Origin of the sequence: Flavobacterium sp. SORGH_AS_0622 (genome assembly GCF_030818825.1) — a bacterium.
Taxonomy (GTDB): Bacteria; Bacteroidota; Bacteroidia; order Flavobacteriales; family Flavobacteriaceae; genus Flavobacterium.
The window spans coordinates 3,121,250-3,145,179 of the sequence record NZ_JAUTAX010000001.1; the positions used below are offsets into that span (position 1 = coordinate 3,121,250).

Here is a 23,930-nt window from a genome sequence, read left to right on the forward strand (position 1 = left end):
TAGAATTATGAAAAACGAATCGTTTATTAATTTTTAGTTAAAATATTTAATCAAAAACTACAATTAACAATGTTAGATGTATTAATTATTCAAATTTTCCGTCTACGTAGTACCAAGATCCATTTTCGAACTTAAAAGTAGAAAACTCATAATGTACTTGTGGTTTATTATTTGAATCTAAAAAGTATGCTTTGAATTCAACTGTGTTTTCTGTAAAACTCAAAATTTCAAGTTTTTGCCACTTATTCGAAACTGCCCATCTTAAAATTTCTGGTTTTGAATAATATTTTCTTTCTGAACTATAAGTCGTTTCCAAAAGATAATCTGCATTATGAGAAGCGTATGCCGAATATCTCGAACGCATTAATGCCAATGAAGATGGAGCTTTTTGACTAGTATCTAAATACAATCCGCAGCAGTTTTCAAACAATAAACCGGTATCGCAGAAGCATTTTTTATTCTCCATCGACTGGTTCTTCTCCATTAATTTTTACATGAAGCTGGTTTAACAAAACCTGATAACGAGTGATTTCTCTTACTTCCTCATCTTCTTCAGCAAAATCAATCATTTCATCTAGTGTTTCGCTTACTTCCAATAATTTATTGTTTGCTTCTCTGTCATTTTTTGCAGCGATTAAATCGATAATTTCTTGTACGCTTGCTTTTAAGGTTTCGAATTTACTATTCATATATTTTTTTTGTTTTTATTTTGTTTCAAGTTTCAGGTTTCAGGTTTCATGTTCCAAACGTTAACTTGAAACATGAAACCTGAAATTTAAAAACTTATTTACTCTTCGTTTTTACTTTCGTTAAATTTCTTTACAATTTCCTTTAGCTTTTCTTTACGAGCTATTTCGGCTTGCTTTGCTTTTGCTTGGGCTTTGTGCAATTTATCATTGTGTTTCTTGATATTGCGTTCGTTATTGCGTCCCATTATATTTCTCTTTTAATTTGTTCCAACGTTTTCTCCGTAAAAATTAATTCGTTGATAATCTGCTTTCGCAATTCATCAATATCATCATAATCAAAATGCTTTGCCCAAGAAGTTAATTGCTGCAAATTTCTTATTTGTTTCAATCTTTTGGTCGTTTCAAAACTTGTTCGCAGCACTGCTTTACCATCATATTCTGGGTTATTTTTATGTTCATAATTGGCAAGATTTTTTTCGAAATCGGCTTTTATGTAATACAGTTTTTCTTCGACATTATCTGGGTAAAATTCTTCCCATTTAGCAAAACCAATCTTAGTTTTCGATTCTGTTTCAGGTTCTCTGGCTATTAGACGCCATTTACTGTTTGCCAATCTTCCCCAATGATTGGAAACGCGGTACATTCCCGCTTCTGTATAATAATAGGAACTTCCTGCTTTACTTTCAAATTGCTTTTTTAAACCTTCAATTTCATTTGGAAGCACTTCCTTAAAGGCACAAAATGTATTTTTAAAAGAATTAGGATGTGGCTTAAAGTTTTTCTGCATGCTGCAAATATACTCAGATTGTACGGAACTCCCTAAAACAAACATTAATTGCTTACCTTTGCTTCGTAATTTCAAAATAAAAAAAAGATGTCTAAAGATTCACAACAAAAAATGCCGCAAAAAGGAGTTTTTACAGGTATTATAGAAAAAGATGAAAACAATAATTATTTCTGCGGCGAATATCTTTTAGATTATAAAATGGTTCAATCGAACTTTAATGTCGGCGATTGGATTACTATAAAGTCAATTATCGAAAATCCAAGCGATATCAGCTACAATAAATATCCAAAGAAATCAAGAAACTTCGATAAGGCTAATCATAAGCCGGAATAGTTCTTTGGTTTCAGGTTTCAGGTTTCAAGTTTCAAGTTTCAGGTTTCAGGTTGGAACGTTTAATTTTTAACGCAGAGAACGCAAAGTTTTTTTTATCTAAAGGATGTTTAAAACACAGAGTTCGCAAAGCTTTATCAATACAAAGCTTTGCGAACTCTGTGTTTTTGTTTTATTCAGAATCTTATAAAACTCTTTGTGCGCTTTGTGGTTAAAAAACGATCAGTACATCACATTTCCATTAACTCTTAACGATTCCGTAAAGAATATTTTTTCGATCAAAACTAAAAAGTTAAAAAAAAGTGTACCTTTGCAAAAAATTTGTCGATTTGAACTAATTAATATCGATTTCAAACTAATAGACAAGTAGTTACCTTTTATTTATGAAAAAAATAGTTGAATACCGCAAGTTACTAAACGTAGAAAAAACTGCAGAGTTAAAAGAGTTAAAAACAATTTATCGTAATGCAATGAAAGAAGCGCATCCTGATAAATTTCAAGGAGATGACGCTGGTCTAAAAGCTGCAGAAGAAAAAAGTAAAACTATCATCGAAGCTTACCACTTTTTAGTAAGCATTCACCCTGATACTATTAAACTTAATTTACCTGAGTACACAGAAACAATTTCAACTTGTACAATTACAGATTATAAATTTGTTGAAGGTCGTTTAATCATTGACTTTTCTAACGGAAGCGTTTACGAATACATTAGTGTTCCTAAAGCAACTTACGTTAAAATGGTAAATGCAGATTCTCCTGGAAGATTTGCAAAAAGACATATCTTAAACTCTTTTACTTGGAGAAAGAAAACAAATCAAGAATAGTTTTTAAACACTATATTTACAAAAAAGCGCTCTATTAAACGAGCGCTTTTTTTATGTCAAAAAATTAAAAATTTGATTATTAAGATTTAAAATTAGTTTCTAGTTAAGAGTTTTAAATCAAATTAAGCCAACAAACACACTGATTCAATGGGTTTTAAGACTAAAAAAACTATAACAAAATTTTAGGTTACAAAATTCTGTATGTTTTATAATTTTAGATACTTTTGTTGCACAAATCAATTAACTAATTAATTTTTTATAATGAAAAAAATACTTTTTGTACTTACAGCTTCTGCAGCTATCATTTCTTGCAGCAAAGTTAAAGATGGAGAATACCTAATTACGGGTACAGCTACAGGGATTGAAAACGGGAAAACTATTATTTTACAAGGTGCAGATCCTGCTACAAGAATGCCAGTTTCTCTTGATACAGTAAAAGTTGAAAATGGAAAATTTGAAATAAAAGGAAAAGTAACTGAACCAGCTTTCCATACTTTGATTTTACAAGGAGCTAATGGTCCTATTCCATTGATTCTTGAATCAGGTGAAATTAAAGTTACAATTGATAAAGACAGTATCCAAAAATCTAAAGTTTCTGGAACTTACAATAATGATGAGTATGTATCTTTCATTGAAGATATTACAAAAACTCAAAAAAGCTTAATTGATTTTCAGAAAAAGAATAATCAAAAAATGCAACAAGCACAACAAGCTCAAGATACTGCAGTTATCAACAGCTTGATGAAACAATACATGGAAATCCAGAAAGAAGTTGGAGAAAACAGCAAAAAGAAATATTATACTTATGCTGAAACTCATCCAAAATCATATATCTCAGCTATTCTTATTCAAAATTTATTGAATGATCCAACAGCTGATACTAAAAAATTAGAAAGCCTTTACAATTCTTTAGATGAGTCTTTGAAAAAGACTACTCCTGGAAAAGAAATCAAAACTAGATTTGGCCAAGCAAAAATGCCATCTGTTGGAGCTACAGCTGCACCAGTGGGCAGTGCTAAATGAAGAGCAGATTTTTCGGCTCCTAATCCAGAAGGAAAAGTAGTTTCACTGAAACAAAGTTTAGGTAAAGTAACAATCGTAGATTTCTGGGCTTCATGGTGTGGACCATGCAGACAAGAAAATCCTAATGTTGTAGCAATGTATAAAAAATTGCACCCAAAAGGATTAAATATTGTTGGAGTGTCTTTAGATAAAGATGCTGCAAAATGGAAAGAAGCGATTGCAAAAGATGGCTTAACTTGGACACACGTTTCAAACCTAAAATTTTGGGACGAGCGAATTGCAAAACAATATAATGTTGAATCTATTCCTGCCACTTTTATTCTTGATGCCTCAGGAAAAGTGGTTGCTCAAGACTTAAGAGGTCCAGAATTGGAAGCAAAAATCGTAGAGCTTTTAGCTAAATAATAGCATTTTCAGAATAATAAAAAATCTCCCTCGTGGAGATTTTTTATTTTATACCCAATATTGAAAACTCATTAAAAATAGCAACAGTTTTAATTAATCAGCCCTTAGAAAACGATCTGCATATTAAATATGTTTGTTTTTTTTTAAGTCAACACTCATAAACAAACCAGAATTTTTGATCAACTTTACCCTTGATTTATGAGGAAAATCAGTAATTATAAATTTAAATCTATGTTGTAAAACATAAAAAAACGGCAATCACACATTAAGAATAATCCTATTTTATTGAATAAATAAAAAAAAAGTCCCAATTAAGCTTTTTTTATTTTCTTCACTTCCAATGAATTAAAAAATAACTTTAAAATAACTTAAAATTAAGTGCTTTTTTTGTTTGCAAATGTAGAAAACGTTGCTATCTTTGCAACCGCTTAGAACAACAAAGCACAACAATACAAAGCTGAGGGGAGATACTCAAGCGGCCAACGAGGGCAGACTGTAAATCTGCTGTGTGAACTTCGCAGGTTCGAATCCTGCTCTCCCCACGGAAAGGCCGAAAAGCCGGAAAACTGCAAGTTTTCAATCTTTTCAAAAAGCCTTAAAAAATGTCTTAAAGCCAGTAAATCCGATGATTTACTGGCTTTTTTGCTTTATGGGCTGTTTTCAATATTTATAAATGCTCACAAAATTAAAGGTGCAGAATCGGTGCACTTTCCAGCGCGCAGAAAAGTGCACCAGAAACAGCTAAAATCCCTTATATTATAGGGGTTAACGAGATTAACGACTTGATTTGGCAGTGATATTATTCTACATTTATTAATTTAAAAAGTAGGATTATGTTGGAAAGCAGTTTTGGTTTGGGATTCTTTTTAAAAAGACCCAAAATAGAAAGTAGAGAATGGATTGTGTATTTCAGAATAACTGTTGACGGTATCCGTAAGGAAAGCTCAACTAAAAGAAAATGGGATAATACACGATGGGATCAAAGGTTCGAAAGAGCGGTCGGCTCAAAGGAAGATGCAAAATCGCTGAACTTCTTTTTGGATTCGCTGACTTTAAAAATCAATGAAATCAAAACCGAAATGATGTACAGCGGCAAAAGCATAACCGCTGAAAAAATTATGGACGAGGTGCTGGGAAGGACAGCCCCAAAGATTAAGGTGCTTGAAGAATTTCAAAAGCATAACGATGAAATGGAGGCGCTTCTTGGAAAAGGCTATGCAAAAGGCACCCTTGACCGGTTTACCATTACTAAAAACCATTTGACTGCGTTTATAAAATTCAAGCTTAAAAAGCACGATCTTGAATTTGCGGATTTGAATCTTGAGTTTGTAAAGGATTTCGAGTTTTACCTTAGAACTGTACGGGACTGCAGCAACAACACCACCCTAAAGTATATTGCAAATTTCAAAAAGATTGTAATCCGCGCCATCGATAAGGAAATAATCACAAAGGATCCATTTAAGAACTTTAAGGGACGTAAAACAAAACTGGTGAAAAAACCACTCACCGCACAGGAACTGTACGAACTGGAAAGTCATTATTTCACAACTGACAGGCTCAATGTCGTAAGGGATGTATTTGTCTTCCAATGCTACACTGGCCTGGCGTACATAGACGCATATCAATTAAAGAAAAAGGATATCAAAGAAGGCATTGATGGAAATCTATGGATTATGTCCGAAAGGCAGAAAACAAACTCATCATTTAATGTCCCTCTTCTTCCCCAAGCACTGAAAATAGTTGAAAAGTATGAACAGCACCCGCTGTGTATCCAGCGTGGAACCGTGCTTCCAGTTTCATCCAACCAGAAAATGAATGAGTACCTGAAAGAAGTTGCTGTATTGTGCGGTTTTCCTTTTACGCTCAACACGCATATGGCCCGCCGTACTTTTGGAAGCACGGTAACCCTCAATAACAATGTTCCTATTAACGTCGTTAAAGAACTGCTGGGTCATGCATCGGTAAAACAGACTGAAGCATATGCTATAACTGAGCAGGCCACAATCGGACGTGAAATGTCCATTTTGAATAAAAAGCTCAACAAAACCTCTTCAAAGATTTCAAAACCCGATTTAGCAGTTCTCGGAAGACTTGAAAAAGAAATACAGGCAATCAAAAAGAAATACAATATAACTTCATGATATTTGCATTCAGGTATCAATTAAAACCATAGAGGCTATCTCAAAATTGTTGAGATAGCCTCTTTTTATATAGTTTAATTTCACTCTTATAGCCTGGATGATAAGATGGTGTGTACTTAATGTAGCCTAAATCCTGAAGCTGTTTAAAATACTTATGATACGTGGGCAGCGTATTGACATGTGAGAGCTCCATAATTTTACTGCGGCTGACTTTAATCCTTCTTCGCTGCCCCTGCCTATACCCTAATCCTAATATTGCTATTAAAATAGACAAATGCCAGACATTCAGCTGTGGATCTTCACTGTAAAGTGAGATGTAATCCATAATCTTCCTTTCTTTAAACCTATTGTTTTGTTTCATCATCAAATAGTTTTTGAAGATCTTCTTTATTGTAGTAGTACGAGCCAAACACTTTTTTGAAACGCACTTTTTGGCTTATTCTAAGATTCTGTACTGAACCTGCTGAAATATCAAGCAGTTTCCTCACAGACTTACTTCTAATCCACTCTGGCTCCAAAGTTTCTTTCAGTCCACAATCCTTATCTTTAAATGCAGCCTGTATTTTATCAATCAGAAGAAGACCAAACTGTCTCAGATCTTCCTTGGTTACAATTTCATTCATAGTACTATTTCATAAAATTTATTAATTGCAGAACATTTAGTTGTCCGCATCAGCTGAAAACAAAAAATATACTTCACTGCCACGATTTTTTTTAAAAGATGGTCTATACTTTATGTATCCATACTGATGAAGCTCTTGGACACATTTATGATATGTATTTGCAGAGGAAACTTTGGCAATAACTATAATCTCCGAGCTGAATACAAAAATTGGGTTAACAAAGCCCTTAACGGATCTAAACTGCAATAAGGCCGCATAAATGGCAATATGCATTGGACTGATCCGATAATCATTCTCTATTGCGGTGAAAAAATCCGATAAAGGCTTTAAATTTTCCATAATTTTAAAGTGAAGGCGATTTTCTTTTCTTTACTTTATTGTCTTTCCTCCCTGAATCCCCTTCATCTGAATCTGGATTTTGTTTTTGTTTTTGATCTTTAGAAACTGATTCTCTTTGAGATTCAGCCTTCTTCTCTTCCTTGCTCTCTCGATGGTTGATTCGCTGGAGATTTGTATCATAAACATTGACGGTCTTAAATTGCGGATTAGCCTCCACATACATTTTACTTTCAACGCCGCCCACAACAAAAGTCGCCGACTGAAGATTTCCTTTCTTAAGCGAATTCAAAAGGTCTTCTTTATACTGCGGCGTGTTGAGTTCCTTGATTGAATGTTTTGCCAGACTTGCTTCCAGATCATACCCGTAGTTCTGATGGTATTGGTTCAGCTTAAAATTACCATTGTCAGATTGTTTAAAGTCAATTTTAAGCCAGCAATTATAGCTCTCCCCTTCTTTGTTTTTAAGATCTTTATTGACAGATCTGCCTTCCATCAAATTATAAGCCTCCTTCATTGTAATGCTGGCGCTGTCTTTGTTGATGTAGAAGGTCTGTTCCAGACCAGGTTTGTTTTCTTCTTTCTGAAGATTGACATGATAGGAATTAAAAAAATACATATCTGTCTGCTCAGACCTTTTGAAATTTAATTCTACTGTTATGGTATCCTTATTTGGCAGACCATTGTTCATAATGCCGGTGTGCATGATTTTAAAATCCTTAATTCCCTTCATTATGTTCTCTCGCAGTTCAGCATCGAACGTTTCTCCAAATCCAGTATATTTCAACTGGTCTTTCAGGTATTCTAAATTTTTCTCATTCATTGCATTTTCATTTAAATTGTTTCCTAAAAATTCTTTCCTTTCTCTTTCCCATGCGGCAAATCCAGTCAGTTCTATTGCTTCATTTTCGGAAGTATTAATTCCGCTTGCTAAAACTGCTCTTAAGTCAGCTATAATCCCTTCTATCGGCACACTTTTATAATAGTCTGCATCTGTGGTCATTTCATAGCAGTATTCTTTTGCTTCCCAAGCATTTTTAAATAACTCAATTGAATAGGTATCTGTTACCAGATCAGTATTAAAAGCAGCAAATCGATGGCCGTTATAAGCCATTTCCTCGGCAAACGACAGCATTATTTCGGTGTCAGCTAAATTGATTATCATAATTTATTTCAAAGCTTAAAAAGTGTCACCGCCTCATTCGGGAATCGGAAAAACCAGATCAGCCAGATTATTGTTTATATCTACTTCCAGATGTCTTCCGCCGTTTTTTTCAATCATCTGAATCGTCAGATACTTATTCTCAGGTATAGTAAATTTCTGCAGCGCATAAACTTTTATTATTTCAGATTTAAAAGGAATCACAGAAGATGATGAAGTTGCATACAAAGGCTCCAATTCAATTTCCTGTGATGCAGTTCGTTTTGATTTTCTCTTATCCCTGATAAAAAAACGAAACTGATCAATATCATAGTTAATCTTTGATTTGTTTTCAAAAACAACACGCAGATACAAAACATCCTGCTGGATAAAGATGCCGTTCACCTCCAGTCTGATCTGATATTTTGATTTTTTTAGACCACTGATTTTTTTCTTTTTGGAATATGCAGCCAAAGCACACTGTTCAATTCTTTTCTGATTTTCGTTTTCTAAAGAAAACAGCACATCCCTGCTTGCAGCCACAGCATTTTCAGCCTTAAAATTTAAGTCAGGGCACGAATCGTCATAATTCAGTACAAAAACGTATAATTTTCCGTCAGATGTTACAACTGTCAGATTGGTCTGGAAAAAATGCTGTTTAGCAGCTTTTACAAGCAGTATATTCTCAACTCCTTTTGCTTTCTGTACAAGCACTTCTGCACTTCCTTTATCTATGCTCTTGATTGTATAAGGAAAAACAATGCTTGTGGTTTTAGAATAACCTACCTGTAGATTTTTATACTGGTCTTCGTAAAAGACAGTTTCCCTTGCGTTTGACTGTGGATTAACTGAAGTACAAACCAGCAGCAAGCTGATTAAAAACAAATAATTCGCTCTTTTCATATTTTCTCTCTTTTAAGGTTTTAAATTCTTTTGTTTTTCATCATACAGCAGCACCTGATAACCTGCCTTTACAACCACTTTTATGAGTTTTACCTTTTTGCTCATAAGACTTTTGGCTGCCTCGATGCCCATACCTGCGGCCTGTGCTCCCCATGAATCCGAAATCCCGGTCAGACCGAGAGTCTGAATGGATCTGTCAGCTGATGCTTTAGCCACATCCCTGTTAATCGCTCCGGGAATATAGATGCCGTCAATCCCGTCCATATCATAGACTGCCAGCTCGACGGGAAATATCGAATTATTGTACTGGATGTTTGTGATTTTTACCTCCAGCCTCTCTCCTTTTAAAGCCGCCATACCATACAGAAAAGTATTTCTGGGTATAATTGTTCCTTGGAGAAAAATATCATTCGTAAGTCTTAATTTAACCACCGAGCCATTGACAATAGTCTGCGTCTGATGCACAACTGCTTCAATAGAATTTTGAATTTCTTCAGCAGGCTGCGAGTCGTCCAGAGAATAAAATTCATTTGTTTTCAAAGAGGTCTGCGCATGGGCATTCCGCTGAAGTGAGCTTATGTTATTCTCTGCTTCTTTTTTCTGCACTGAATATATTTGGCCTTTTTTGCTGTCAGATGTCTGCTTTAGCCTTTCCTGCACACGATGCGGATGCTGTATATCCAAAATATTTTCCAGCATACCGCCTAACTGCTGAAGTTCGGGATCAGGTTCCTGCGGAGCGCTCATGGCTGACATTAGCCCTTCGAGTTTTTTAATCTCTTCCGATTCACCTCCAGAAGTGCCGTAATTTTCAAATTCCATCATATCCTGACCGTAAGCAGGGACAGCAGGCTGGCTGATTACTTTTTCAAGAGCTCTGAGCTTCTCATAAACTTTCTGCTCATTATGGTCCTGAAAAGACTGAGAATTAAAAGCGGATCTGTTTTTTTGGAAGCATGCGGGATTCAAAATCAGTTGTGGAAAAAGAATCTGCTTTATCTTCCGAGACTTTATTATCAATATAGTTCGGATCTTTTTTTATCTGCTCGCGCAGCTTTATCGAATCAACTGCCGCTTGATCGTAATAGCTCATCTTATCCAGTGCCGAGTCTTCTTTAAATTTAGGCAGTGGCAGATTAAAATTGAATCCCTTCTTTTCATCGTTCCCTGCCATCTTGGATTCCATTCTTCCGCCGCCTAATGAATAAAATAAGAATGTCAAAAATGGAAATGTTATAAGAGGCAGCATTAAAAGCATCTTTCTCTTTTTAGATTCCTTTGGTGATACTATTTTCTCTTGCATAATTTTAGTTTTTCAAGTTGATTGTCTTAATTTTTGAAGCTTCTGGAACCTCAGCTTCTTTATAAAATGTACTATATAGGTTATAGATTAAATAACCCGATGCCAGAACCGTAAAGAACAGAAGCCCCAAGATCAGTTTTGTTTTTGAGAGCCCGTCTGTGGCTCTCTTCATTTTTTCTGCCCATCTTTTCTGCATTAGCAGATAATACTTGTGATACACAAAAGGCTCAATCTGCCTTGTAAAAAAGGATTTCATAAATCTCTATTTTCTGGTTTCTGCGGAAATATCTTTGTTTTCAATCGTATTAAACCGCTCGATAAGAAAACCATGCGGATTATTATCGCTTCTTGATACATTGCGAAGCGCACCTTCTGTAAGCAGGCTTCTTTTCAAAATACTGGTAGTACGGATAATGTTCTGTCTGGCATAACATCTAAAACGGTAGGGATATTCACGGATATCAATACTCACACTGTCAATCTGGATGGTCTGGCTGATATTTCCTGATATAATACCCGAATAAAAATTGTTTTCCTTCAGGTCATCATAAATACGTTTTGCACTGTCGTCTGCCAGATACAGCGCTTTTGTTATATTGGTTTTAATGACCTTATCGTCAGGATCAAGGGTAAAGAAAAACTTGTGAAAGGTTTTCACATGGTCCCTTGCTTCAACAGCAATATTATCTTTTCTTTCCGAAGCGTAAGCTTCCAGCGCTTTGCCGTTTGCCAGAATATATACTTTATCATGCATAAGGCTCACTGTCTGGAAACTTTTATAGACAGCATAGCAGCTTATTATGATGCAGCCTGCAATTACAAGCATCGTGAAACCTCTCACATATCTAAATGCCGTATCAATGTTTTTCATTTTGGTAAACATATGCTCCTGTTATTAAGTCTGTTTGGAATTTCCTTTAAGCCTGTCATTCAAATAGTTTCCTTTATCCGTAAAATAAGGACTGCTTCCTGCTGTCGCAGCCATGCTGCTGGTCATTCTGCGATCCGCATCTCCCATCGCATCAGCAGCCATTCCAACCGCGTTTGAAGAGGTTCTCACAACAGAATTGGCTGAACTGCCAAACATACTTGTCACTTTATGGCCCAGGGCTCCTCCTCCGCCTGCGTGAACAATATAATTGGCAACAGAAGGCACGGTAAAATATCCTATGATACCTATTATCATGAAAATTAAATATGACATATCGGTCCTGCTGAAAAAAGTATCTCCTGTAGCCTGCACCTGCGAGAGGTCCAGCTTGAGCATTAGCTCTTGAATCTTTCCGATTATGCTTCCGAATATATTGGCCACGGGAAGCCACAGGTAAATATTGATATATCGGGCAAGCCATACAGTGAGCGTGTGCTGGAAACCGTCAAATACAGCTATTCCAAATACCAGCGGCCCTAAAATAGAAAGCACCACAAGCTGAAAGGTCCGAAGGGTGTCAATGCATAAGGCGGCAGCTTCAAACAAAACCCTCAGCACCTCGCTCAGCCATTCCTTAACCGAATTTCGAAAACTGTAAGAAGCTTTTTCCATGGCAAATTTCACATCATTGCCTATGCCTGCCAGCATGCTCTCATCAGATGGATCAGCACCGTCATGTGTATACTTATACCATCTGTCGCGATCACCCGTCCCGGCTGCCCCTACATACATCTTCCATGGATCGGTTTCTTTAATTGCTTTTTCTTTCTCTTTAAGCAGAACAGCTACTGCATTGTTAGAGCCTGTTACCATAGCGGCAGTAGCTGTAACAGTTGGTTTCATAACTCCGTTAATAAGTGCCAGAACCGACGGAAAAATCATAATGCAGAATCCTATTACAAAGGGACGGAAGAGCGGATAAAAATCAATGGGCTCGGCACTTGCTATATGCCTCCACACGCGTGAGGCGATGTACCATATAGTTCCAAAACCTGCGATTCCCTGCCCTACAGCAATTAGGTTAGAACACAACGGCATCATTTCATCATAAAGCTGGTCTAAGACCCCATGTAGACTACTCATATCATCACCTAGTCCCTGTGCTATTATTCTGCAGGGATGCAGTAATAAGATAAGTATCACACAAACTGCTTTTTTGTTTAATAGGCATTTCATACTCTACTCTTTAAATTCCTGAAAACTCTTTGAGACATAAACATCTTTTTTCTCTTTTGATCTCTGAAGAGCCAGCACATTAGATGAGGCATTAAAGTTTCTTAAGAAAAGCAGTTTATCCTGCATCTGCTCATAGATATCGTCAACTGCCTTTAGTCTTTCATCATCCGACATCCTTAGCTTATCAGCTGTTATGACCATCGTAAGTTCATCAAGATTTCGCAGGCTCTGATTAAGCAGGTTTCCGTAAACTTTCTCAAAGTAATTTATTTCCTGTCCGCTGAAATTTCCGTTTTTTATAAATCGGTTCATTCCGTTGCGGCTTTCCTTGACTATTGAAATCTGATATTCCACTATCTCTCCTACCCTTTTGTAATTCCTCACCGCTGGACTTACCTGCATAAGAGCATCTAAAAAAGTTTTATGAAGGCTGAAGTTTCCTTCAGTCATTTCTTTCACCGTTTTGTATCCACCTGAAAGCAGCTCGTACCCCTTTTTCATATCACTGAGAATTTTCTTGAACTGGGAAAGCTTTTCAATATTCAAAATCAGCTGCTGAATTTCTGCTGACTGCCCTATTGATTTAACCGGAATCATTAACAAAGTGATCAATATTGCCAAAATCAAAATCTTTTTCATAGTAGCTTAATTTATAATCCATATAATTCATCAACATTCTTCGAATCCTTTTTATCGGCAGTTTTTGATACCGACATCAGTCTGGCATCCCTGCTGAAAGAAAGACAGAAATTATAATCCTCCAGCATAGTTTTGTGCAGGAGATCAATGCGTTCAAGCCTCTGGTCATCTTTTAGTTCCAGTTCTGCATCGGTAGTAATAACAAGCAGCTGGTCGAGAGTCTGGCTGCAGTTCTGAAGCAGCCTCCCAAAAGACCTCTCGATGTAGTCCAGTTCATTACCATGAAACAAATCTGCAGTTTTAAGATCTGCCAAAGTCTTGCTGCAGAGTTTCATTATTTTAAACTGCATGGAGATGATCTGGGCAGTTTTATAATAATTCCGAACCTTTGGATTAATTTTTTAAAAGTGAGGTAAAATAATCACTGTGCAGGTTGACTTCACCTTTTCTGGCATCCCCTATAAAATTGAGTCCCTTTGATACTGCCGAATATCCTTTCTTTGCATAGTCAATATAAACCTGAAGCGCCGCTATCTGAAGGATAAGTTCCTTCCTCTGCTTTGCCTGCCCGCTCATACCTTGATTAAAAACAAAGAGCGTTATTAGTATTACAGCTGTCTTTTTCATGATTTTTAAATAAATTATGGAATTCCGTAAAATTGTTTCACCCGGTTTACATCTGCTTCTGTTTTGGCCCTCTGAAGACTCAGCAGTATGTTCTGCTGGTTAAACATTGTAAGGTCATCGTAGTTTCCATCAATCTGGTCAGCAGCCTTGTTGATGATTTCAAGACGTTTGAGATCGCTCATCTGGGTGGCAAAAGAATCCAGAATCAAAAAAATCTGGTCGATATTCTTCACACTTTCCTCCAGTATTCCTGTATAAACGCGCTCCATGTACTGGATTTCACTGTCTTTAAAATGGGTATCCTGCTTAAAAAGATTCCAGGCTCTTTCATATTCCTGAACAAGCTGTGTCTGCTTTCTGGTAATTTCTTTTATCCTTTGGTAGTAGGTAATAATTGACTTTACTTTTGCCAGCTCTTCATAGTAGCCTTTGTAAAGATCTTTCTGTTTCTGGGTCCAGTCCGAGATCTCATCTAGTTTTAGTTTGGATAGTACATTTTCCACCTGCTTCTGTGCATTCTGAAGCCAGATGGTCTTATTCTGCAGTCTTTGGATTCGAAGATCGATTGCTTTAATTACTTTCTTGGTTACTGCTTTTACAATCTCAAGTATCGGCAGTACCGCTACTTTTTCAGCAGGTCTCGCCGAAGTGCCGGCCAGCAGCAGGCAGACCAAACAGACAATTAATTTCTTTTTCATTATTCCTTTTCATTTAATTCCATTTCTCATATCCTGAGCCATTGCGGCTATTCCTTTCTTTATGTCCCCTCCAAACTTCTTCGCGTAGGCATTCATTTTCACTTTCTCGCTTTCCTCCGTTGTGTACGCCAGATATTCCTCGAGCGAAACTTCCGTGCGATATACCTTGGAAAGCATCCCTCCCAAAGAGATAAAAACTTCCTTGTATTTCCTGGCTGGATCATTGGCTTTGTTTACTGATAAAACCAGCGCCTTTTCTTTATCAGTTAGTCCCAGCAGCTCCTGAATCTGGTCAAACTTATTCTGATATTTACTCTGGTCAAGAAGGATCTTGCAGTCGCTGTTGTTGATAATAGCCTGCTTGACCACTGGTGAAGAAATAATATCCTCCACCTCCTGAGTTACCACTATTGCTTCCCCGAAGAATTTACGCACAGTCTTAAAAAGATATTTTATATAATCTGCAAAACCCTCCTTCATCAGTGCTTTCCATGCTTCCTCAATGAGTATCATTTTTCTGATCCCTTTAAGCTTTCGCATCTTATTTATAAAAACTTCCATTATTATGATGGTCACTACAGAAAAAAGAATCGGGTGGTCTTTGATGTTATCCAGCTCGAAGACAATAAAACGTTCTTTCAGAAGATTCAGATTTTCGGTTGCGTTCAGCAGATAGTCAAACTCACCTCCCCTGTAATACGGACGAAGTACATACAGAAAATTATTTACGTCAAAGTCCTTCTCCTTTACTTTATCGCCTTCCAAAATGGAGATAAAATCCTCTTTCAGGAATTCATAGAAGCTGTTAAAGCAGGGAAATATTTGTTCATTAGAATCCAATTTCTCGTAATACAGCTGCAGGGCATTGGAGAGTGCTACATACTCGCTCCGGTTAAAGGTTTCGTCGTCTTTTTTCCAGAGTGCCAGCAGAAGCGTTTTAATGCTCTCTTTTTTCTCCGTATCCAGACTGTCTCCTTCTGAAATATAAAATGGGTTAAAACGGATAGGATTCTTTTCATCATAAGTGAAATAATATCCGTTGACCATATCGCAGAGTCCCTTATAGCTGTGCCCAACATCCACCAGCACGATATGGGTACCCTGCTCATAATAACTTCTTACCATATGATTGGTAAAAAAGGATTTGCCGCTTCCAGATGGCCCCAGTATAAATTTGTTTCTGTTGGTACAGATGCCCATCTTAACAGGCTCATCGCTGATATCCACATGAACTGGTTTTCCTGTCAGCCTGTCTCCCAGCCTGATGCCGCACGGACTCAGCGAAGATCTGTAGCCGGTCTCCATATTCAAAAAACATACTGCCTGTTCCGTGAAGGTATCAAAGGTGTCATTCATGGGAAAGTCAGCTGCATTTCCCGGAATTCCTGCCCAGTAGATCTGCGGAGCCCCGACTGTTTCCTGTTTTGCCGACGCATCCATCTGAGCCATCGCAGAAGATATTTTATTTTTAATCTCTTTCAGTTCTTCCTTATCCGTGCTCCAGGCCAGTACATTAAAATGCGCTTTAACCGGAAGCCTCTGCTGTGATACTGCTTCGTTCAGGAAATCATTCGTCGCATCTCTTGCAATCATGTTCTCCCTGCTGTAAGCCGATAGCGACTGCAGTCTGAGCCGCTTGCTTTCAAGCTTCTGGATGGTCTTCTGTGAATCCTCAATGAAGATATACTGATTGTAAATATGACTGCAGGATAAAAGCTGGCCGAGCGTTGAAGCAAAACCAACGCTGAATTTGGTCTTATCGGTCGAATAGCGGTCAAAATTGATTCTTGATCCGCATAATCCAGGCAGATCAGCCGCATCACCAAGTGTAAACAATTGGCAGTGTTTATCCCCTACTGATAATCCTTCGTCAAATCTTATATCCTTAAAAACGAATGAATTTTCCTGCTCTGATAAAAAACAGTACTTTTCCACCAGCCCGATTCTTCTGCTTTCGCTTCTGAGCGATTCATTTTGCAGACGCTCCAGCTTTATAAATCCGCTGTCTTCCATAATTCTCTTAAACTGGCCGCAAGTATCTGCAAAATCCTGAAGCAGCTGCGGTTTTAATGTTTCCACCGGCACTATGGAACTTCTAAGCAGATTAGAAAACAATGAGGTTGCATTTCTTCTTCCCGCTGGTTTCTTGGTCAGCATGATATAGCAGCAATGATCTAGAAAAGGTCTTTCGTTGAAGAAACGCTCGCTGCTTCTGGTCAGAAAACTGCTGTCTTCACTTGAAAAATCAGCCTTGTACGAACTTTCTAAAAACCAGTCCTGCTTATGAAAAACACAGAATTTCGGCAGTACCTTTATAGCCTTTATCCACGACTGGTGGAAAGCTTCATATTCCTGATCCGACATTGTAAATATTTCAGGCAGTTCAGCCTTAAATACAATGGTTACATCTCCTTGTTTTGACAATATGCAGTTATGCTCCACTGCCATAACCGGCAGCATATTTTCCATCCTCTTCTCCATCCTTTATACACTTTTATCATTTACGATCTACAGCTATAACTCACAAAAACCGCTCTGCTGTAAACTTTAATCCACTTTGGTACCTGTTTTTTAGCCAGAGCCTTCATCATGCCGTATTCTCCGTAAGTATTGCTCATTTTGTATATTTTAAAAACAAGAAAACCTCCTGCCGTTCCAATAAAACCAATGCATATCAGGGAAGGAACTCCAATTATATACAAGACAGCAAACAGAATCATAAGACCTGCAGCACCTCCGCCCAAATACCAGATGTACTGCGCTTTAAGCCCCTTAAATTCTATACTCTGATTGATTCCTTTATTGATCGAATAAACGCTGTTACTCATTTTCTCTATCGTTTAAACCCCGAAAAAGGATTTAATTACAGTAGCGACTACCACCAGAAACACACAGCTTCCAAACCAGGCAGCTGCGACTTTTCCGGTATCAGGATCTCCGGCATTCCATTTCTGGTATACTTTTACTGCCCCTATCAGCCCGAGGATCGCTCCTACCGCATACATTAATTCAGTGCCGGCATCAAAGTAACTTCTCACTTTCTGGTTGGCTTCATTAATTCCCGCCACACCATCCTGGCTGTAAATAACATTACTAACCAGAATCATCAGCAGCGACGATCCCATAGCTCTAAATCGTCTAAAAAGACTTTTTAATTTCCATCTGCATTTTTTCATCACACATCATTTTTAAAGTTATTCTTTATAAAAAGAAGAGGAATAACGCCGTTGCAGCTCTATTTTTCCTGTCACACAAAGCCATACCGCACCAGAGAGAACGGGGAATATTCCTCTTCTGATTTTTTTAAAATACCGGTCCTTCCCAGAGACTGTCTGCTTCGCTCAGACTTAAAAGAAGATTGGGATATAGTTGGGACTCAGAAACCATAAGCTGATTAATGTTCTCCTTGAGAGAGGAAATTTTCACATAAGGATATTCATCCAGAAGCATTCGCAGGTAGTTTTGAAACTGCTGTTTTGTTAGTCTTTTTTCTGCACTTTCTTTAACTGCTTCTTTAATACGCAGCGATAGATTTTCCGCATCTTCCAGCGTATCAAAAGATTTGGGAAATGAATCGGATATTGATTTTATTTCCTGTGAATTTATCGTAGTTTTTTTTAGAAATGGTATCTGCAGTTTCTTTTCACCTGATAAGATTTTTTTTAAATCACTACTGTGAAATTTTAGTAAGATTATCAGATACCAGAAAATTACAGCGATACCGGCCGCGGTCAGATAACTGCCCCATGAAATATTTGTAAACATAGCTCCTCATTTTATCGTTCAACATTTTATCCTTCTCTATGAAAACCACCGTCAGTTAAAAGCTGGCGGGATTTATTCTACAGGCCAAAGGAACGACAAGGATAAATTTTCTACAAGTACAACTTTTCTGTACCCTTTTTGTATCCTTTCAAAATGCTTGAATTTAAAGGGCTGCCAAATTATACAGGGCAATAAATTCTAATATGTTTTTATTTTACGGATTATTTTCTCAAGACTTTCAATAGCAATTTCCTTATCGCGCTCTTCCGCATTATATGAATTGCTTCTGACTGACTGGTAAGAAAGATTTCTCTTTACTGGAGTAGAGAGATAAGGTACAATGCTTTTAAATATGTAGTTCATAGACTTGGCCTTAATAATTCTCGCTTCGTCTGTCGCCCTTAAAATAAGTCCAATCTGATCTCCTGAAAGCATACATTCCAGCTTGGAATCAGCTTTCTCTACAAATTCACTTCCAGCATAATTGGCCGTCTGCTGCTGCATTTCGATTGCAGCCTTCTTTTCAACATATCTTAATTCGCTGGAAAACCAGTATTCCAAAAATAAAATCAGATTCTGCTGTGATGGATTAAAGGTTAATTTTAAGCTTGCGTTTATTTTAGATAGTCTGCTGCAGATGTAAAGTAATTTTTCAAGCCTTTCCGATAAATTCTCAAAACCTTCTAAATAGCATCCAATTTTAGCAGCCAGTTTCTCTGCATATTCTCTGGAATTAAAATTCATTCTAATAAGCATAAGATCAAGATCTGAAATACATTCTGTTTCAGAAACTGGATGCTTAATTTTTTGCAGTTCAGTGATTATCTCCCTGTAATACAAAATCTGGCGGTATGTAAATTTTGTGTTTCTGGAATTATGCAGCGGCGCCGCGAGAAGATCTGTAATAAATTGCAATTCTTGATCATGATCTGCTGAGTTTTGTTCTTTTTTACCTAGATGCTTTAAAATCGTAAGCGTCTCCTTTTTCCATACTGAAAAATAGCTGTAGGATACCCTCTGGTCCAGACTCATAAAGGACGAATATCTGATTTCTACAAATGACAGCAAATCTTCCAGGGAATTAACGATCATGTCAAATATTCTTAAAAATTCAGGAGTGTTGAATTTTTCTCTTTTTCTTATCTCTACTACCCTGTCTATTAAGAAAACCAATGAAGAATGATATTTTCTTATAAGAAGTCTAATCTGCCTTTTACTTTTCAGCTCGAAAAAAGAATATTTAATATGAATTTTAATTTTTTTTGATTCAGATACTATTGTTTTATTCAAATTCTCCAATTCATATTCCGATACTTTTACAGAAGAATTATCAGCATCAAATGAATTTATAATCAACGAATCAAACCATTCCAAAGGATACATTTTATTCATCGTCTTATCGTTTTAATTAAACAGTCTCTGGCAGAATAAGAAGCGGATTTGGTAGCTTACTTTTTATTGGAACGAAATTCTGTTGGGAGCATGCCGGTATGTCTTTTAAAAAATACGCCAAAGTTTGCAGGGCTGCTGAATTGTAGTTCATCGGCAATATTGACCACAGTATAGCTGGAATCAGTAAGAAGATTTTTCGAAACATTGACAAGAGCTTCAATTATAAAGGATTTCGCAGTTTTTCCTGTGCTCTCTTTAACCATCTTATTCAGATGCCCCGGAGTAATGAATAAAGCACCCGCATAAAACTGCACATGATGCTGTGTTCTGAAGTGTATTGAAAGTAAAGTCAGGAATTGGATTACAATGCTTTCTCTTCTTGAAAAATCAAGATCGAGCTCTGGTTTATATTTGGAATGTATAAACTTGAGTTCATATATAAACAGATTAAAGCATATCCGGCGCAGCTTAATAATAATATCTGGTCTTTCATTTCCGTACTGCAGCACACTCATCAATTTATAAATTACCGATAAGACTTTAAAATCATTCTCCTTCAGGCTGATCTTTTGATCAGATTTCAGCATTAAAAAGCTGAAAGCATCCAAAAGCTCTTTCTCATAACAGTTATTATGGGCAAAATCAAAATTTGTCCTTATAAGATAAAGCTGGATGTTAGGAGTTACCTCAAGTTTGGTGCAGACTGAATTATAGGGAATTAAAAATAAATCTCTGCGTTTCAATATATTGGCCTCGTCATGAAATCTAATATTCATTTTGCCGTTTTTGATTAAAAGCACTGAAAAATTCGAAATGGAAAATGGAACTTCCAGTACATTTTTCACTTTGTATTCTGAAAGCAGCAGTACATCGATACCGTCATTTTCAATGCTTTTAATTTCTGTATTTAAAATTTCTCTAATCATTTTTTGTCTTTTGCGCAGATCTGCTTTTAGATTTTATCCTTGAAGAAATATTCCATCCATATTAGAAACTGGAAATACAAATTTGACAGACAGCACACGTATAAAACATACGCTGTTAATCTGGGGCTCTCAGTAATATTGTCTTCGTTTAAAACGTAACGGACAAGCTGATCGGCCGCAAAGAGCTTCATTATAAAATAAAGACTCAAGAGATTGAAAAAGAATAATAAAATATAAAACAAAGCACGCTTTTTCATATTCAGACAGATTAGAAAATTATTAAATCACTTATTTTTAAGTTGTTCACAGTTTAATTGAACCAGCACTATTAAAACTTCAATAGTCGTTATGCTTACTGGTTGTAGAGGTCTCCCAGTCCCTATCCTTTCTCTCCTTTTCACTAAATAAAACTGCTTCCGAAATGGATGAAATAGATAAAATGGATTCCTTTTCATCTGTTAGAAGTGTCGAATCCTGTCTTTTTGAAATCTCATATTGAATTATAAAATCATCCACGATCTGGTACTGCTGGCCGCGGAGATTTCCGAGATTAACTATATATCCCTTCACATCAAGTTTCAATGATGATCTCAGTGTACTTTCATCAACAATTATGTATAATGTTGAGACAGGATCCTCCGTAGATGAAATTGTATCTAAAGCAGAACTGCTTTTCTCAAAAGTCTTTAGTTCATTTCGCCCATGTTGGGCTTTTAATACTGAAATGATCTTTTCTTTTAATTGGGCAGGAACCAGAAGTATATAATCTCCCGCCGCAACTTCCTTAAAGTTTTCCTTTGAAGCAGTTCTTTTTTTTAAATCTAAACTTTCTCCTTTGTTATTTGTTCCTTTCGAAATCAGACTTAAATCGGAATTGTCTAAACTGTCATTTGAACATGAACCTAAAAAAATAATTAAACCAGTTAATAGTAAATTTTTCATAATGCAAAATGGTTTGGTTAATTGAGAATTTTTCTCAGTCCATTTTGCCCGGGCCAGCAGAACTTTTGCTCAGTGCTTTACTGAATCTTTTGCTGTTGAATTCAAGGCAAATCTAAATTGCAAAAAATCATAAATCAAGCACTTGTATGTGGATTTTCGGAAAATCCACTATCGATTTTCATGAAATCAGCAATGTATTTTTCCTACATTAAATATTGCAATTCAAATATTTAAAGTATTTTTGAAAGTTGCTCTCTAACTACCTCTACATTGATTTTATTAACCTGATTTATGCTTTTATCAATGCATAATCTCAAAATTTCTATGTATTATGAAATGTAATTTACCGTTACTGCTGCTTCTATTTATAATTAAATCTTTAACTGCCCAGAATACTCCGAACAGAATTCCTGATTCCCTTACTTTTAAAAGTTATGAATATTTGGATGATAGAATTTATGAATACAAAAATGACAGTCTGAAAGCCTCCCCATATTTATACGCCTATTTAAATAAGGCAAAAACGGAGAAGAATCATGAACAGACGGTTAATGCATATCAAAACATACTTCATGAGTCCCCTATGAATCTTCGATTAAAATATGCTGACAGCATGGTGATGGCAGCTGCAAAATCAAAAAGCAATGAACTGATTGGATCGGCTTTTTTATCTAAAGGAATAGTGTATTACAGCCAAAAGAACTATGTAAAAGCATATGACTATTACATTAAGGCAAACGAAAGCATTTCCAAAACTGAAAATGATTACCTGATCTACAAAACCAAATATCATATTGCACAGATTAAATATTATCTCGGTTTTTATGATGAAGCTATCTCACTCTTTAATGACTGCCTTGCCTATTTTAAAAAAAATCAGGCACGACCCTACTTAAATTCACTGCATTCCTTAAGTGTCTGCTATAATAAGGCTGGGGATTACAGCAGATGTTCGCAGACTAATGCATTAGGACTTGAAGAATGTAAGCGTCTGAAAATTCCGGAAATGGAATTATTTTTCAAACACTCAGAAGGAATCAACCAGTTCTTTCTAAATAACTATTACACCTCTATACAAACGCTTCAGGAGGTTCTGCCTCACCTAAACGGCATGACAGAATTTGCCAACGTATCTATTGCAAATTTTTATATCGGAAAAAACTATTGGAAACTTCAGCTTGCTGCAAAAGCAGTTCCCTACTTCAAAAAAGTGGAAAAGGCATTTATTGAGAAAGGCTACATGCGTCCGGATTTAAGGGAGGTTTTTGAATTACTGATTAAATATTACAAAAAGGAAAATAATCTGGAATCCCAGCTTTATTATATGGACCAGCTTTTAAAAGCGGATTCTGTATTAACAGATAATAATAGGTATCTAATGGGAAAAATCCATAAGCAGTATGATACTAAGGAAATTCTGCTGGAAAAAGAAAAAATACAACAGCAGCTTGTAAAAGAGAAATATTATGACGTTATTCTAATCAGCGTAGTTGTGGTTCTGTTCTCTGCTGTCATTTATGGCACCTATAACCACTTTGAAACCAAAAAGCGCAATAAGATAAAATTTGACCTGCTTCTGGAAAAAAATGAAAATAGCAGCATACAGAAACAGTCACCCGAAAAATTCGAAATAACCGATATTGCACAGGAAACTGTACAGCAGATTATCAGACACCTTGAAAAATTTGAAAGGGATAAAAAATTCCTGCACAAAGAGGCGACGGTGGCCGCTTTAACTGTAAGGTTTAATACAAACAGCAAATACCTTTCAAAAGTGATATACTATCGCAGCGGCAAGCATTTTGCTGATTATATCAATGACCTGAAAATTGATTATCTGGTGGAACTGCTGCGAAACTCAAGCGCGCATAGAAATTACTCGATAAGCTCGCTGGCTGAGGAAGCCGGTTTTACCTCCACTCCTAGATTAACAAATGCTTTCCGCTCCAAAACAGGAATTTCACTCAGTTATTTCCTTAAAAAGCTGAGGAAAGAGAATTCCTGAAAATATTTTGTCACCAATACCGTTTGCAGTTATGGTAAAACTTTACATTTGCCCTCTTAATTTAAAAAAATTGTAAAATGAAAGACCTAGTTGCAAAAATCAACGCTGAAATCGAAACGTTTAAAACAGAATCTGAAGCTGTAGCAGAAAAAGGAGTTAAAGCTGCAGGGGCTAGAGCAAGAAAATCATCTTTAGAAATTGAAAAACTTTTAAAAGAGTTTAGAAAAGTTTCTATTGAGGAGTCAAAGAAATAAGAATTACGGACAGTGTCTTACTGGATGTAAAAGGTTGATAATGGGGCTTTTCGGCCCCATTGTTTTTTGA

The 23,930-nt window shown here is 36.4% G+C and carries 30 protein-coding genes, 1 tRNA gene and 1 pseudogene; 8 read left to right on the forward strand and 24 right to left on the reverse strand.

Annotated elements, in window-relative coordinates; all coding sequences use genetic code 11:
- Positions 1–85: 85 nt before the first annotated feature.
- The 4 genes from QE431_RS13280 to QE431_RS13295 all read right to left on the reverse strand — a co-directional run bounded on the left by QE431_RS13280 (position 86) and on the right by QE431_RS13295 (position 1,476).
- Complete coding sequence (locus QE431_RS13280; protein WP_307296645.1) at positions 86–484, reverse strand: YchJ family protein; 399 nt, start codon at positions 482–484, stop codon at positions 86–88.
- Positions 456–689 (reverse strand): hypothetical protein, encoded by a 234-nt coding sequence (locus tag QE431_RS13285; protein ID WP_057116258.1) that lies wholly within the window; start codon positions 687–689, stop codon positions 456–458. Before QE431_RS13285 ends, QE431_RS13280 begins: the two co-directional genes overlap by 29 nt.
- 98 nt (positions 690–787) lie before the next feature.
- Positions 788–934 (reverse strand): hypothetical protein, encoded by a 147-nt coding sequence (locus tag QE431_RS13290; protein ID WP_095931643.1) that lies wholly within the window; start codon positions 932–934, stop codon positions 788–790.
- Positions 934–1,476, reverse strand: coding sequence for a hypothetical protein (locus QE431_RS13295; RefSeq protein WP_307296652.1), 543 nt, complete (start codon positions 1,474–1,476; stop codon positions 934–936). The genes QE431_RS13290 and QE431_RS13295 overlap by 1 nt, the downstream gene beginning before the upstream one ends.
- Positions 1,477–1,563: 87 nt before the next feature.
- On the opposite strand from QE431_RS13295, the gene QE431_RS13300 reads away from it, so the two are divergent.
- The 6 genes and pseudogenes from QE431_RS13300 (at position 1,564) to QE431_RS13325 (ending at position 6,199) form a co-directional block, all read left to right on the forward strand.
- On the forward strand, positions 1,564–1,809 hold the full coding sequence (locus QE431_RS13300; RefSeq protein ID WP_057116260.1) for a hypothetical protein: 246 nt from the start codon (positions 1,564–1,566) through the stop codon (positions 1,807–1,809).
- A 380-nt stretch (positions 1,810–2,189) separates the two neighbouring features.
- Positions 2,190–2,630 (forward strand): KTSC domain-containing protein, encoded by a 441-nt coding sequence (locus QE431_RS13305; protein ID WP_057116261.1) that lies wholly within the window; start codon positions 2,190–2,192, stop codon positions 2,628–2,630.
- Positions 2,631–2,891: 261 nt separating this feature from the next.
- Complete coding sequence (locus QE431_RS13310) at positions 2,892–3,653, forward strand: DUF4369 domain-containing protein (protein WP_057116262.1); 762 nt, start codon at positions 2,892–2,894, stop codon at positions 3,651–3,653.
- An 18-nt stretch (positions 3,654–3,671) separates the two neighbouring features.
- A pseudogene (locus tag QE431_RS13315) lies at positions 3,672–4,058 on the forward strand (TlpA family protein disulfide reductase); the annotation flags it as partial.
- A 461-nt stretch (positions 4,059–4,519) separates the two neighbouring features.
- Positions 4,520–4,600: transfer RNA gene (locus QE431_RS13320), tRNA-Tyr, on the forward strand.
- 291 nt (positions 4,601–4,891) lie between these two features.
- Complete coding sequence (locus tag QE431_RS13325; protein WP_307296658.1) at positions 4,892–6,199, forward strand: site-specific integrase; 1,308 nt, start codon at positions 4,892–4,894, stop codon at positions 6,197–6,199.
- A 344-nt stretch (positions 6,200–6,543) separates the two neighbouring features.
- Here QE431_RS13325 and QE431_RS13330 read toward each other — a convergent pair whose 3' ends face one another.
- From QE431_RS13330 to QE431_RS13425, 20 genes are all read right to left on the reverse strand, one after another.
- A complete protein-coding gene (locus QE431_RS13330) occupies positions 6,544–6,822 on the reverse strand; it encodes a DNA-binding protein (RefSeq protein ID WP_307296659.1) in 279 nt (92 codons plus the stop codon).
- Positions 6,823–6,858: 36 nt separating this feature from the next.
- Positions 6,859–7,161, reverse strand: a complete 303-nt coding sequence (locus QE431_RS13335) for a hypothetical protein (RefSeq protein ID WP_307296662.1) — start codon at positions 7,159–7,161, stop codon at positions 6,859–6,861.
- A gap of 4 nt (positions 7,162–7,165) precedes the next feature.
- Positions 7,166–8,323: a hypothetical protein gene (locus tag QE431_RS13340; RefSeq protein ID WP_307296664.1), complete on the reverse strand. Its 1,158-nt coding sequence runs from the start codon at positions 8,321–8,323 to the stop codon at positions 7,166–7,168.
- Positions 8,324–8,356: 33 nt separating this feature from the next.
- Complete coding sequence (gene traN / locus QE431_RS13345; RefSeq protein WP_307296665.1) at positions 8,357–9,202, reverse strand: conjugative transposon protein TraN; 846 nt, start codon at positions 9,200–9,202, stop codon at positions 8,357–8,359.
- A 12-nt stretch (positions 9,203–9,214) separates the two neighbouring features.
- Positions 9,215–10,171, reverse strand: a complete 957-nt coding sequence (gene traM, locus QE431_RS13350; protein ID WP_307296668.1) for a conjugative transposon protein TraM — start codon at positions 10,169–10,171, stop codon at positions 9,215–9,217.
- Positions 10,131–10,505, reverse strand: a complete 375-nt coding sequence (locus QE431_RS13355; protein WP_307296670.1) for a hypothetical protein — start codon at positions 10,503–10,505, stop codon at positions 10,131–10,133. Before QE431_RS13355 ends, traM begins: the two co-directional genes overlap by 41 nt.
- A 4-nt stretch (positions 10,506–10,509) precedes the next feature.
- Positions 10,510–10,761, reverse strand: coding sequence for a hypothetical protein (locus QE431_RS13360; protein WP_307296673.1), 252 nt, complete (start codon positions 10,759–10,761; stop codon positions 10,510–10,512).
- Positions 10,762–10,767: 6 nt separating this feature from the next.
- Complete coding sequence (traK, locus tag QE431_RS13365; RefSeq protein ID WP_307296675.1) at positions 10,768–11,388, reverse strand: conjugative transposon protein TraK; 621 nt, start codon at positions 11,386–11,388, stop codon at positions 10,768–10,770.
- A 12-nt stretch (positions 11,389–11,400) separates the two neighbouring features.
- A complete protein-coding gene (gene traJ / locus QE431_RS13370; RefSeq protein ID WP_307296677.1) occupies positions 11,401–12,612 on the reverse strand; it encodes a conjugative transposon protein TraJ in 1,212 nt (403 codons plus the stop codon).
- A gap of 3 nt (positions 12,613–12,615) precedes the next feature.
- Entirely contained in the window at positions 12,616–13,251 is a 636-nt protein-coding gene (locus QE431_RS13375; RefSeq protein ID WP_307296678.1) for a TerB family tellurite resistance protein, read from the reverse strand.
- A gap of 11 nt (positions 13,252–13,262) precedes the next feature.
- Positions 13,263–13,586 carry a hypothetical protein gene (locus QE431_RS13380; RefSeq protein ID WP_307296681.1) on the reverse strand — a complete coding sequence of 108 codons (324 nt, stop codon included), beginning with the start codon at positions 13,584–13,586 and terminating at the stop codon, positions 13,263–13,265.
- A gap of 58 nt (positions 13,587–13,644) precedes the next feature.
- On the reverse strand, positions 13,645–13,878 hold the full coding sequence (locus QE431_RS13385) for a hypothetical protein (protein ID WP_307296683.1): 234 nt from the start codon (positions 13,876–13,878) through the stop codon (positions 13,645–13,647).
- Positions 13,879–13,892: 14 nt separating this feature from the next.
- Complete coding sequence (locus QE431_RS13390; RefSeq protein ID WP_307296685.1) at positions 13,893–14,576, reverse strand: conjugal transfer protein TraI; 684 nt, start codon at positions 14,574–14,576, stop codon at positions 13,893–13,895.
- A gap of 9 nt (positions 14,577–14,585) precedes the next feature.
- Positions 14,586–17,057, reverse strand: coding sequence for a TraG family conjugative transposon ATPase (locus tag QE431_RS13395; RefSeq protein ID WP_307296687.1), 2,472 nt, complete (start codon positions 17,055–17,057; stop codon positions 14,586–14,588).
- A gap of 20 nt (positions 17,058–17,077) precedes the next feature.
- The gene (locus tag QE431_RS13400; RefSeq protein WP_307296689.1) at positions 17,078–17,404 is read right to left on the reverse strand and encodes a DUF4133 domain-containing protein; all 327 of its coding nucleotides are present in this window, start codon (positions 17,402–17,404) and stop codon (positions 17,078–17,080) included.
- Positions 17,405–17,416: 12 nt separating this feature from the next.
- A complete protein-coding gene (locus QE431_RS13405; RefSeq protein WP_223704658.1) occupies positions 17,417–17,701 on the reverse strand; it encodes a DUF4134 domain-containing protein in 285 nt (94 codons plus the stop codon).
- A gap of 178 nt (positions 17,702–17,879) precedes the next feature.
- Positions 17,880–18,341 carry a hypothetical protein gene (locus QE431_RS13410; protein ID WP_307296691.1) on the reverse strand — a complete coding sequence of 154 codons (462 nt, stop codon included), beginning with the start codon at positions 18,339–18,341 and terminating at the stop codon, positions 17,880–17,882.
- 198 nt (positions 18,342–18,539) lie between these two features.
- Complete coding sequence (locus QE431_RS13415) at positions 18,540–19,733, reverse strand: hypothetical protein (protein WP_307296694.1); 1,194 nt, start codon at positions 19,731–19,733, stop codon at positions 18,540–18,542.
- Positions 19,734–19,789: 56 nt separating this feature from the next.
- Positions 19,790–20,659, reverse strand: coding sequence for an AraC family transcriptional regulator (locus tag QE431_RS13420; protein WP_307296697.1), 870 nt, complete (start codon positions 20,657–20,659; stop codon positions 19,790–19,792).
- Between the two features lie 336 nt (positions 20,660–20,995).
- The gene (locus tag QE431_RS13425; protein ID WP_307296700.1) at positions 20,996–21,601 is read right to left on the reverse strand and encodes a hypothetical protein; all 606 of its coding nucleotides are present in this window, start codon (positions 21,599–21,601) and stop codon (positions 20,996–20,998) included.
- A 331-nt stretch (positions 21,602–21,932) separates the two neighbouring features.
- Here QE431_RS13425 and QE431_RS13430 point away from each other — a divergent pair, with 331 nt between their 5' ends.
- Positions 21,933–23,606, forward strand: coding sequence for a helix-turn-helix domain-containing protein (locus QE431_RS13430; RefSeq protein WP_307296703.1), 1,674 nt, complete (start codon positions 21,933–21,935; stop codon positions 23,604–23,606).
- A gap of 77 nt (positions 23,607–23,683) precedes the next feature.
- The gene (locus QE431_RS13435; protein WP_042565375.1) at positions 23,684–23,860 is read left to right on the forward strand and encodes a histone H1; all 177 of its coding nucleotides are present in this window, start codon (positions 23,684–23,686) and stop codon (positions 23,858–23,860) included.
- The last annotated feature ends 70 nt before the right edge of the window (positions 23,861–23,930 follow it).